Here is a 10,702-nt window from a genome sequence, read left to right as displayed (position 1 = left end):
GCCTGCCGCTCCCTGCAGGGAGAGTACGGCGAGAAAAATCGTCAAAAAACTCCCCATAAGTCCGAGACTGACTGTACGCAGCAGATGGGCCAGTCTGGTCAGCTGATATTTCACAGAGAATGAGCTGACGATGCTGAGGATGGCGGACAGAAACAGCAGAGGAAAGACGATAGTAGAAATCAGCGTACCGCTTATGTTAACCAGGAAAACAATCATGGGATGGAATAGCGCGGCGGATGTCACTCCTCCGGTTGATGCCAGAAGCGCCAGTATCAGCGGCATAAGCGCCAGCATGAACCCTACCATATCGTGAATCGCTCCCTGCGCGAAGTCAATGGCGACCCGGAAGCTGTTTATTGCAAGAATAATAAGTACCAGATAAGAAATCGCATAGGCGACAGTGCTGACTGTGTTTTTTTCGAAGGCCGTTTGCAGCGTTTCCAGCACCATGGCGAATACCGTAATAATGAGAATGGCGCCCAACAGCTTGCCATTAATAATCATCTCGTGAAAAAGAAAGGAACCCAAACCCTTCATAACACCGGAAAAGCTGAACGCTTTCTCTCCTGTCATCATTTCAAACAGACTTTTTCCTTCGCTTTCCGGTAAGTATCCTCCGTATTTGTCCAGCACTTTCTGCCAGAATGCCTCTACTTCTTTTGTGTCAAGACGTTCAAGCTGCCCTTTTACAATCGCATCCTGCGGTGCGGAAGCCGAAATTTCCGGCTCGGCGGCGCTTGCGGGACGCCACACGAACAGCAGCGCCAGCAACAGGACTGTATAGAATAGAAGCTGCGACCGTTTCTGCTTCATGTTTTCACAACCTTTTTATGACGGGAGTAGCTGTACAATCGTTTCAACAATGACGGAAAGAATCGGAATCGCAAGGACCAGGATGAGAATTTTGCCGGCTAATTCAATTTTAGATGCGATTGCCCCTTGCCCTGCATCCCGCGTCACCTGGGCGCCAAACTCTGCAATATAGGCGATGCCGATAATTTTGAGAATGGTATCCAGATAAACGATATTTACATTCGCCTGCATTGCAATGCCTTCCAGGACCCGAATGACATCGGAAATTTTGCCGATAAGAAACAGGAAGATAATGACTCCGGTAACCGTCGCAAGGACAAACGCAAACATCGGTTTCTGTTCCTTAACAACCAGGCTGAGCACGGTAGCGACGATTCCCAGCCCCACAATCTGAATAATATCCATGGCGAACGCTCCCTACTGAAACAAGAAAACCCGCTTAATTTCCTGAAACAAGTCATTAATGAACGATGCTACCATGAACAGCACAATGATGAAGCCGATTAACGTCACCCACTGCGCCCAATCATCCTTGCCCGATTGCTTAAGGACGGTATGAATCATGGCAACAATGATACCGATGCCGGCAATCTGGAAAATTGCGTTTACATCATACCCCATGGCCTCCACCTCTCAATAAAGTAAAATAACGAGCAAGACTCCGCTCAACACCCCCAGACTGCGGCACATCTTCTCATAGCGCTGCTGACTGTCCCGGGCGCAAGCCTCTTCATGTTCGAGGTTGGCCAAAGCAAGCCTGATATGCTTCCGCTGATCTTCCCGGTCGCTCTGCCCGAGGATAAATCCAAGCTGAAGCATAACGTCTTTCTCCGGCTCTTTCAGGGCGGTGCCGGGCCAAATCCGGTGCACGGCGCAATGCCAGCATTCACTTGCCGACCATTCCTGCTCTGTGGCTAACAGTTCCGCTGCCTGGCTAAACAGGCGCGCTGCCTCGCCTCCCACCCTGCGGGAAATGGAAGCAAGCGCTTCAGACAACGAACGGGATCCGTATACAATCTCTGTTTCCAGCAGCGTAAGACCTGTACGCAGCTGACGGATTTGCAGCGGCCTGTGTGCGAGGTACCCTCCCAACTGCATGCCGCAGAGCGTACCCGCCAGAATAATTAGCGAAGCACCCAACAGTTTCAGCATCCTTCTCACCTCCGGCAGTCCGCAAAATGCTCATCATACATTCCGGAGAGCGTGCCTACTCTCGGCCGGCGGGACAAAACAAGGTAGCGCTGGAAAACACCCGCCTGTAAAATCCGAGAGAGCGTAGGCCTGCGCATAATGTCTTTTAAATCGCGCCCATGTACGCTGGCAATGACGGCAATACCAGCGTGGGTTGCTTCCTCAAGCGCATAGCCGTCTTCCGACCGGCCGATCTCGTCCGTAATCAGCACGTCAGGTGACATGGAGCGAATCATCATCATCATACCTTCCGCCTTCGGACAGGCATCAAGCACATCCGTACGGGGTCCGACATCTTTCTGCGGAATGCCTCCCACACAGCCGGCAATCTCCGAACGTTCATCGACAATGGAGACTTTACGTGCCGCAACCTCTTTTGTCCCCTCGCTAATCTGACGCGCCAAATCGCGCAGCAGCGTCGTCTTTCCACACTGTGGCGGAGAGATAATAAGCGTGCTCAGCAATTGTCCCCTTTCCGTCAGAAGGGGCAGCACCTTATCCGCCGCACCTTTCTGTTCCCTGGCCACACGAATGTTAAAGCTCGCCACATCGCGAATCAATTTGACACGTCCATCCTCGAGCACCACTTTACCGGAAATGCCGACCCGATGACCTCCCTGGATTGTAATATAGCCGCGCCGCATCTCTTCCTCCATCATATACAGCGAATGGTGGCTGAGCCTGCTCAATAATTGGGCGCCCTCTTCTTTTGTAAACATCAGTGCACCTTCCGACCGCTCCGTGCCCCCTCCCCTCTCCTTCACAAATCGGGAGATACCGCCTCCCACATATTCAATGGGCCGTTCTATGCGCAGGCGAAGTTCTTCGATTTGTTCAAGCTCTTCTGAGGGCAGAAATTTAAGTTTGGTGCGCAGACTGTCGGGCAGCACTCGAAGAATATCTTCCATCATCTGACCACCTCTTTGTCCCATTGTACTTATCACATTCATATGGGAAGCCTGACCACTTTATGACAATGTTGAAATAAGGAAGTATAAAAGGGAAGGACTCGGAGCAGGAAAACAGATTGGCCGCATGCGGTGCAGGGCAAGCTATGTATGATCGTTTGAAGCGATCTATATTAACGACGAGGTGAGCGTGCATGAAAACAAAACCGTCAGACCGTGTATTATTTGCACTAAGCCTTGTGCCACTGATTATGGTACTCGGCAATTCAATGGTCATTCCCGTACTGCCGGCAATCGCCAATGAATACGATTTAAGCGCAATGGATACCGGGCTGTTGATTACCCTGTTTTCCGTTCCGGCGGGAGCCATTATCCCGTTCGCCGGTTTTCTTTCCGACCGCATCGGACGCAAAAAGGTAATCATCGTTGCATTGGTGTTATACGGCGCAGGCGGCCTTATAGCAGGGGGAGCGGCACTGTTTTTTGCGCAACCTTATGCATGGATTGTAGCAGGACGAATCATTCAGGGTATCGGGGCCGCTGGCACGTCTCCAATTGCCATGGCGCTCATCGGCGATTTATACCCGCCCGAACACCGCGGCCGGGCACTCGGCGTTATTGAATCCGCTAACGCGTTCGGTAAGGTGCTCAGCCCCGTTCTCGGATCGCTTCTCGCGCTGATTGCCTGGTATGCGCTTTTTTTTGCATTTCCGCTCCTGATTGTGCCCGCGCTCTGGGCCATTGCCCGCTGGGTGAAGGAAGCGGAGACGGAGGCACCTCCGCCGTTTGCAAAATATAAGCAGGATGCGGTCAATGTCTTTCGCAAACAGGGACGCTGGCTTTTCATAAGCTTTCTGCTTGGGGCAGCTCAAATGTTTTTCCTGTTTGGCATGCTGTTTTACCTGGCCGAAGCATTGGATAATTACACATCCTTATCAGGACCTGTGCGCGGCTTATTTCTGGCACTGCCTTTACTTTCACTAACGGTCATATCGGCTTGGGTTGGGAACATCATCGGACAAAAGGTGGAACGCATGAAAACATTTCTGGTAAGCGGTACCTCCCTGACAGCCGTCATCTGTACGATTTTGCCGTTTACCGCACATCCTATAGCCATCATTGCTCTCCTGTTTGCAGGCGGTATCGGAGCAGGGTTCGTTCTTCCCTGCTTAAATGCTCTGATTACATCCGCTGTCGGCAAAGCGGAACGCGGAATTGTGACCTCGCTCTATAGCAGTGTACGCTTTCTCGGCATTGCCGCAGGACCTGCGGTATTCGGTGCGCTAATGGGGCGTCCCTTCCTTTTGTTCTGGGGAACCTCCGCTTTTTGCTTGCTGCTCGCCTTGCTCACCGCACGCTTTATTCACAGGCCGGCGCAAATCAAAAGCAAGCACGGCCATCGCCGCCTTCTGCTTAAACCCCTGCCTCTTATCCATAAAGACTCAGGATAGAAGTTTAAGAGAAGAGACAATGATTTCAATGTGGAAAAAGGCGAACGCCTTTTTCTTCCTTGGATCTTTTTCCTTCTTCCCCCTCCTTCTTTTCTCACGATTTTCACAGAAAAAAGCGACCCGTAAAAGGCCGCTTTTTTTATGCTCATCTTCTATTATGCGCGCGATACGTATTGCTCACTTCGAGTATCGATAATTAGTTTATCCCCTTCATTAATGAAGAACGGTACCTGTACCACAAGCCCGGTTTCCATCTTTGCCGGTTTCGTGCCACCGGAAGCTGTATCGCCTTTGATGCCCGGCTCGGTTTCCACAACGGTAAGCTCTACCGTATTCGGTACCTGTACACCCAGGATTTCGCCTTCAAACATAACAATGTTTACGTTCATGTTTTCCAACAGGAACTTAAGCTCATGCTCCAGTTGGCTGGTTGGCAGGCTGATTTGATCGTATGTTTGTGTATCCATAAACACGTGCTCGTCGCCAGACGCGTACAAATATTGCATTTCCTTCGTTTCGATTCTCGCTTTCGCCACCTTCTCGCCGGCGCGGAACGTCGTTTCTTTGATGGAGCCGTTGCGCAGATTGCGCAGCTTTGTGCGTACAAATGCAGCGCCTTTACCTGGCTTTACGTGCTGGAATTCGATAACAGAATAAATCGCTCCGTCATACTCGATCGTAATGCCCGGGCGCAAGTCGTTTACTGAAATCATGAATAAACCTCCTACAAACCAGTTATTTCTTGTTTTCTAACTTTCAAATTATAACAAAAACCTATATTAAATCACAAGCAATTCCTTCGGAGAGCGGGTCAGGATTTCGCAACCGTTCTCTGTAATCACCACATCGTCTTCAATGCGAACCCCTCCCTCTCCTTCCAGGTAGATGCCCGGCTCTATCGTGACGACCATACCCGGCTCCAGTTTTTGCTCACCGCGCACCGACAGTGTCGGCCCTTCATGCACTTCAAGTCCAATGCCGTGTCCGGTGCTGTGCCCGAAGTACGGACCGTATCCCGCTTCCAAAATAATGTCCCGAGTCAGCGCATCAGCCTCTTTTCCGGTCATGCCGGCCCCAATTTTGTTTACGCCGTTCAGCTGCGCACGAAGTACTATGTTGTAAATCTCGCGCATTTTTTCACCTGGCTCACCGACCGCGATGGTACGCGTAATATCGGAGCAATATCCTTTGTGATACGCTCCGAAATCAAGGGTAACCATCTCCCCTTTTTCAATCACCTTGTCGGAAGCAACACCATGGGGTAACGCCGAACGTGCACCGGAGGCAACGATAATATCAAACGAAGAGCTGGCCGCACCAAGCGAACGCATATAAAACTCCAGCTCATTTGCCACCGCAAGCTCTGTGACTCCGGGTTTTATAAAGTTTAGAATATGGGCGAATGCTTTGTCCGCAATCTCGGTCGCCTCTCTAATCACCTGCAGTTCATCTGCCGTTTTCACAAGCCGTGACGCTTCGACCACGCCTGATACCGGTACTAATTTTATGCCGTCTGCAAGCTCGGCCAAGCGCTGATAGAGCGCGTAGGTTACATGGCTTTTCTCAAAACCCAGACGCTTTACACCGTACCGCTTTGCGCGCTCGATAACCGTTTCCAGCATATCGGCTTGGTGGCGGACGATTTCGAATGCCGGTGCCTGGCGGGTCGCCTGCTCAATGTACCGAAAATCGGTAATCAAATCCGCGGCGCTCTCCGTTACGAGACAACAGCCGGAAGAGCCTGTAAAACCGGTTATGTATCGCCGATTATACCCGTTGGTAATTAACAGCCCGTCAAATCCCTCTTCCTTCATTCGGACTCGAATCGCCTCTAGTTTCCTATCCATTCTTCATCAGCTCCGGTTTACAGTTTCATCTTTTCGTTTTTCCGTAAATAATGGGCCAGCGCATCCAGCGCCAACTCATACCCGTATGTACCCAGTCCGCTAATCTGGCCAATCGCAAGAGGGGCGAGCACTGACTCCTTGCGGAACGCTTCCCGCGCATGAATGTTGGAGATGTGAATCTCGACAAACGGAATCTGTACGCTTGAAAGCGCGTCCCGGATCGCATAACTATAATGTGTAAAAGCTCCCGGATTAATAACAATACCGTCGCACAAACCAAATGCATGATGTATCCGGTCGATAATTGCGCCTTCATGATTCGACTGGAAAAACTCCACCGCAACTCCCAAATCGCCTGCACGCCGCGCAATCCGCTCCTCTACATCCGCCAGCGTTTCACTGCCGTAAATACCCGGCTCCCGCTTGCCCAGCATATTCAGATTCGGACCGTTTATTACAAGAACGGACGCCATGCTACCACGCCTTTCAGTATAAGAGATGTTTTGAGATACAATTTATTTTATAAAACGAAGGTAAGAAAATAAGGAAACGAAGGGGTTGGAAAAATACCCATCCTCATGTACTGTTTTACATATTGTACTATATCCACTCCATGACTTACCAGCCACAAACCATCAAATGAAAAAATGGAGAAAAAGGCGAACGCCTTTTTCTTCCCCGGATCTCATTTCCTCTGTCCTCTCCTTCTTTCCTCACGTTTTTCACAAAAAAAGCATCTCCCTTTCCTGACGAAAAGTCGGAGATGCTCTTTTAAGCCGGCCAGGGCCGACTATGTAATTACGAGTCCTTCGTTATTTCTGTTCAGCAAGGTAGGAAGCCACTTTCTCGGTCTCTTCGTCATTCAGAAGACCACCTGGCATTGCCGTACCTGGACGTCCTTCTTTGATGACCTTGGCGATTTCATCTTTCGATAGGCGGGCGCCTACTTTCTGAAGCTCAGGGCCTGCACCGCCTTCCATATTCTGACCATGGCAGGAAATGCATTTTCCTTCCATAACTTTCTTCGCTTCGTCACCGCCGCTTCCGCTCGTTGTAGCGGATTGGTTCTGGCTCTGGCTTTGATTTTGGTCAGCCGGAGCGCTTGAAGGCTTTTCTCCCCCGCCACAAGCTGATAAACCTACCGCCAGCGCCAGCAATAAACCAGCAGTTGTCAACTTTTTCATTTTTTCACCTCCCCTTCCAGTCCCATTGTACTCACCCTTTACCCCAACTTTCAATACTTTACACATACTACTTATCACATATTGTTGAACAACCTGCCGCATATTGTCGATCTTCTCCGTACTTTTCTGCTAGAAACCACCAGCCAAATCAGCTACAATAAAGGATAAGGAAGGTGTTTAACTTGTCAAATCAAACGAGACCAGCCTACGGCGGTCAGGCCGTCGTAGAAGGCGTAATGTTCGGCGGAAAAAACTATATCGTGACCGCAATTCGTCGCAAAGACGGCACGATTGAATACTATGAAGAACCAAAACAGGAGCGCCCGTGGATAAAAAGACTGCAAAAAGTCCCATTCCTGCGGGGGATTGTCGGCTTGGTGGCGGCAAGCGCCAACGGTTCCAAGCACCTCAATTTCTCGACGGAGCGCTACGATTCGGAACCGGGAGAAGAAGCGAATGAATCAACTCCTTCGAAATTAACGATGATTCTCGGCGTGGCCGTTATCGGTGTCCTGTCATTTCTGTTCGGCAAATTAATCTTCACTGTGGTTCCGGCCGTCCTCGCGGATGTGCTATTCCAACGAATTACAAATAACATCGCCCAGAATTTTATCGAGGGCGGAATCAAAATTATTTTACTTCTCGTCTATATTTTGGCTATCGCGCGGACACCAATGATTAAGCGGCTTTTTCAATATCATGGAGCCGAGCATAAAGTGATTAATGCGTATGAAGCTGGGGTAGAATTAACAGTAAAGAGAGTTCAACAATTCTCCACGCTGCACTACCGGTGCGGCAGCAGCTTTATCGTGTTTACGGTCCTTGTCGGCGTGGTGATTTACTCGTTTTTCCACTATGATTCCCTCTGGGAAAGAATATACCAGCGCATTCTGCTCCTGCCTGTTGTCATTGGCGTTTCCTACGAGACACTTCAGGCCACCAACAAGCTTCGTGACGTTCCATTCCTGCGCATCCTCGGATACCCGGGCTTATGGCTGCAGAAACTGACGACTCGCGAACCGGACGATAAACAGGTGGAAGTGGCCATTGCTTCTTTCCTCCGCATGCGTGAATTGGATGAGGCAAAACAGAACGTTCCCACGACGACAATCTCAATCAGCTAACCTTCTCAAATATTGGTAAACTCCAAAATGAAATGAGGTGTTAGGGTGTCGCGGAAGTCTCAGGTTTTCACAGTTGTGCTGCTTACCCTTGTCGGAGTTGGATTTGCCACTCAGCTTTATCATGACGCTTGGGGTCTGCTGAAGTCTATCCTTATCTTCGCCGCCGTTGCGGCTGTGCTGTATTTCCTGGTGAACAAGTTGCTTCTGTCGCGAGGCGCTGGACTTTCCTCAGGTCCGGCGGACAAAGGCTATCAGAAAGCACTTCGTCAGCAGAAACAGCGTAATAAACGAAAAGGACAGTCATCGCCTTCGGTCACAACATCCCCTTCGAAGCTGAAGAAGATGAACCGGTTGAAACCGTCTCTGCGCCGCGATAATCCATTTCGGGTTATCGAAGGCAAGAAAAACAAACCAAATAAAAAGACAAAAACCTCTTGAGCTCAAGAGGTTTTTCTTTTAATCCGCAGCGAAGGCAAGCGGATCATAAACTGTTTGGCCGCCGCTTCACCGGACTGATAGAGCCACTTTCGTTCTTCTTCGGTAATGTCAAACTTAGCCGCCGGAATCCCTTCCGTCGGAATGAACACAGTGCGTGCAGCGTGCTGTTTCTCGATATAGCGTTGATCGTGCGCCTGCATCATCGTCTTAAGCATCGCGTTCATATACTCCGGCAGTGTATTGATTCTATACGACTTGGTTTCATAACTTGCCGATAAACGAAAACCGATGGTCGAATAACACGACTGGCTATTTTCTTCAAACAACCAAAGCGGAAACCGACTTAAAATACCGCCGTCCACCACATAGACCGGCAGGCCCTGCCTGCGGATAATGATCGGTTCGAAGTAGAATGGGAGGCTGGCGCTCATCCGCACCGCTAACGCGACAGACAGCGAGCGCGGGCAAAGCCCCAATTGTTCGGCATCATCCGGCAGAACAAGGAGGCGTCCGTCTGTAATGTTGGAAGCGATGACTTTCAGCGTACCGGAGGGCAGATCTCCAAAGACATGAACATTCTTGGCGGCCAGATGGATATTCATCCAATTGTACAGGTAATCTCCGGAATAGAAACCTTTTTTGACCCAAAGATTGAGCCATGAACCGATACCTGGAATCCGTGCCAATCCTTGTTTCTTCTGCAGCGCCATATAATCAAAACCCTTCATCAATTCATTTAATTCATCGGCCCGGTAGCCGGCCGCGACAAGGCTCGCGATAATGGCCCCGGCTGATGTGCCTGCAACCCGGTTCCAGCCGAATCCCCGGCGTTCAAACTCTGTAATCGCACCAACGAAAGCAATGCCTTTGACTCCTCCCCCTTCAAATACCGCGTCAATCTTTTTCACCCCGTCTTCTCCCCCCTTCAGGCTTTTTATTTGTAATGTACTCGGTGTGAAGGTGTTTCAGAATCAAGGCAAACAAAAAAAGCGACCCAAGGGCCGCCTCTTACTCCGGACTATTCAATCATTTCATCTTCTGCTTCCCGCAGATTACGAAGTTCCTCAACACGGGCCGGGTTTTCCTGAAAATACTGTACTAGGTATTCAATGCAGGTAATGGAATCCCAGCTTAAGTGATGTTCGATGCCTTCCACATCGTCAAAGATAACGTCTTCCGATACGCCGATAAGGCGCAGAAAATCTTCAAGCAGCGCATGCCGGTCAACCAGACGCTTGCCCATTTTCTTGCCTTTGTTCGTCAGCACAAGACCACGGTACTTCTCGTATACTAAATACTGGCTCTTGTCCAATTTTTGCACCATTTTGGTTACCGAAGATGGATGAACGTTGAGCGCTTCCGCAATATCGGAAACGCGCGCATATCCTTTCTCTTCAATCAATGTATAAATCCGTTCCAAATAATCTTCCATACTCGGAGTTGCCATGCCGTTCCCCCATCCTTACGCACTTCTATTCCCAATAGCGTGTTCGCTATTCCTCTATGATACCGTACTTTGAAAAAGACTTGCAAGAATTTCAATTGACCTTCTCCCACGGCTGAAGCACGTGGGATCCTTTCCTGCGAATACCTCGCGTACCAGCAGGAAGTTTTCCCGCAGGCAGAGACAAGGCTATGGGCAGGCAACACGGCAGGAGCTTACCATGCTTCTGCGCGGGCGAGGTCGTCGCCACCTACGCCGTCCCTCCGGCGATACTTCTTGATCCAGATCGGTTGTTTGAATAC

14 protein-coding genes are annotated in these 10,702 nt (G+C 50.0%); 3 read left to right on the top strand and 11 right to left on the bottom strand.

The window, feature by feature from the left end; all coding sequences use genetic code 11:
* The 5 genes from spoIIIAE to spoIIIAA all read right to left on the bottom strand — a co-directional run.
* A partial coding sequence (gene spoIIIAE, locus B2899_RS05415; protein WP_286884418.1) for a stage III sporulation protein AE occupies positions 1 to 813 on the bottom strand: 813 nt, incomplete at its 3' end.
* Between the two features lie 15 nt (positions 814 to 828).
* Entirely contained in the window at positions 829 to 1,218 is a 390-nt protein-coding gene (spoIIIAD, locus tag B2899_RS05410; RefSeq protein ID WP_146808123.1) for a stage III sporulation protein AD, read from the bottom strand.
* Between the two features lie 12 nt (positions 1,219 to 1,230).
* A complete protein-coding gene (gene spoIIIAC / locus B2899_RS05405) occupies positions 1,231 to 1,434 on the bottom strand; it encodes a stage III sporulation protein AC (protein ID WP_146808124.1) in 204 nt (67 codons plus the stop codon).
* A 12-nt stretch (positions 1,435 to 1,446) separates the two neighbouring features.
* Positions 1,447 to 1,965 (bottom strand): stage III sporulation protein SpoIIIAB, encoded by a 519-nt coding sequence (spoIIIAB, locus tag B2899_RS05400; RefSeq protein ID WP_286884417.1) that lies wholly within the window; start codon positions 1,963 to 1,965, stop codon positions 1,447 to 1,449.
* A 5-nt stretch (positions 1,966 to 1,970) separates the two neighbouring features.
* A complete protein-coding gene (gene spoIIIAA / locus B2899_RS05395; protein ID WP_146808145.1) occupies positions 1,971 to 2,912 on the bottom strand; it encodes a stage III sporulation protein AA in 942 nt (313 codons plus the stop codon).
* 194 nt (positions 2,913 to 3,106) lie between these two features.
* On the opposite strand from spoIIIAA, the gene B2899_RS05390 reads away from it, so the two are divergent.
* The gene (locus tag B2899_RS05390; protein ID WP_286884416.1) at positions 3,107 to 4,363 is read left to right on the top strand and encodes an MFS transporter; all 1,257 of its coding nucleotides are present in this window, start codon (positions 3,107 to 3,109) and stop codon (positions 4,361 to 4,363) included.
* Between the two features lie 155 nt (positions 4,364 to 4,518).
* On the opposite strand, the gene efp is transcribed toward B2899_RS05390, so the two are convergent.
* The 4 genes from efp to B2899_RS05370 all read right to left on the bottom strand — a co-directional run bounded on the left by efp (position 4,519) and on the right by B2899_RS05370 (position 7,394).
* Positions 4,519 to 5,076, bottom strand: a complete 558-nt coding sequence (gene efp / locus B2899_RS05385) for an elongation factor P (protein ID WP_146808127.1) — start codon at positions 5,074 to 5,076, stop codon at positions 4,519 to 4,521.
* A 66-nt stretch (positions 5,077 to 5,142) separates the two neighbouring features.
* Positions 5,143 to 6,210 carry a M24 family metallopeptidase gene (locus B2899_RS05380; RefSeq protein ID WP_286884415.1) on the bottom strand — a complete coding sequence of 356 codons (1,068 nt, stop codon included), beginning with the start codon at positions 6,208 to 6,210 and terminating at the stop codon, positions 5,143 to 5,145.
* Positions 6,211 to 6,227: 17 nt separating this feature from the next.
* Positions 6,228 to 6,683, bottom strand: a complete 456-nt coding sequence (gene aroQ, locus B2899_RS05375) for a type II 3-dehydroquinate dehydratase (RefSeq protein WP_286884414.1) — start codon at positions 6,681 to 6,683, stop codon at positions 6,228 to 6,230.
* 339 nt (positions 6,684 to 7,022) lie between these two features.
* Positions 7,023 to 7,394, bottom strand: coding sequence for a c-type cytochrome (locus tag B2899_RS05370; protein ID WP_286884413.1), 372 nt, complete (start codon positions 7,392 to 7,394; stop codon positions 7,023 to 7,025).
* A 182-nt stretch (positions 7,395 to 7,576) separates the two neighbouring features.
* On the opposite strand from B2899_RS05370, the gene B2899_RS05365 reads away from it, so the two are divergent.
* Positions 7,577 to 8,518: a DUF1385 domain-containing protein gene (locus tag B2899_RS05365; RefSeq protein ID WP_246147181.1), complete on the top strand. Its 942-nt coding sequence runs from the start codon at positions 7,577 to 7,579 to the stop codon at positions 8,516 to 8,518.
* Between the two features lie 45 nt (positions 8,519 to 8,563).
* Positions 8,564 to 8,956, top strand: a complete 393-nt coding sequence (locus B2899_RS05360) for an SA1362 family protein (RefSeq protein ID WP_286884412.1) — start codon at positions 8,564 to 8,566, stop codon at positions 8,954 to 8,956.
* 2 nt (positions 8,957 to 8,958) lie between these two features.
* On the opposite strand, the gene B2899_RS05355 is transcribed toward B2899_RS05360, so the two are convergent.
* Together B2899_RS05355 and mntR are read right to left on the bottom strand one after the other, a co-directional pair.
* Entirely contained in the window at positions 8,959 to 9,864 is a 906-nt protein-coding gene (locus tag B2899_RS05355) for a patatin-like phospholipase family protein (RefSeq protein ID WP_170230070.1), read from the bottom strand.
* A gap of 110 nt (positions 9,865 to 9,974) precedes the next feature.
* Entirely contained in the window at positions 9,975 to 10,403 is a 429-nt protein-coding gene (gene mntR, locus B2899_RS05350; protein WP_146808133.1) for a transcriptional regulator MntR, read from the bottom strand.
* Positions 10,404 to 10,702: the final 299 nt, after the last annotated feature.

The sequence above is a fragment of the Aneurinibacillus sp. UBA3580 genome (genome assembly GCF_002375825.1).
Taxonomy (GTDB): domain Bacteria; phylum Bacillota; class Bacilli; order Aneurinibacillales; family Aneurinibacillaceae; genus Aneurinibacillus; species Aneurinibacillus danicus.
Note: the sequence above shows the minus strand (reverse complement) of the source record. Positions and strands in the feature narration are given on the sequence as shown.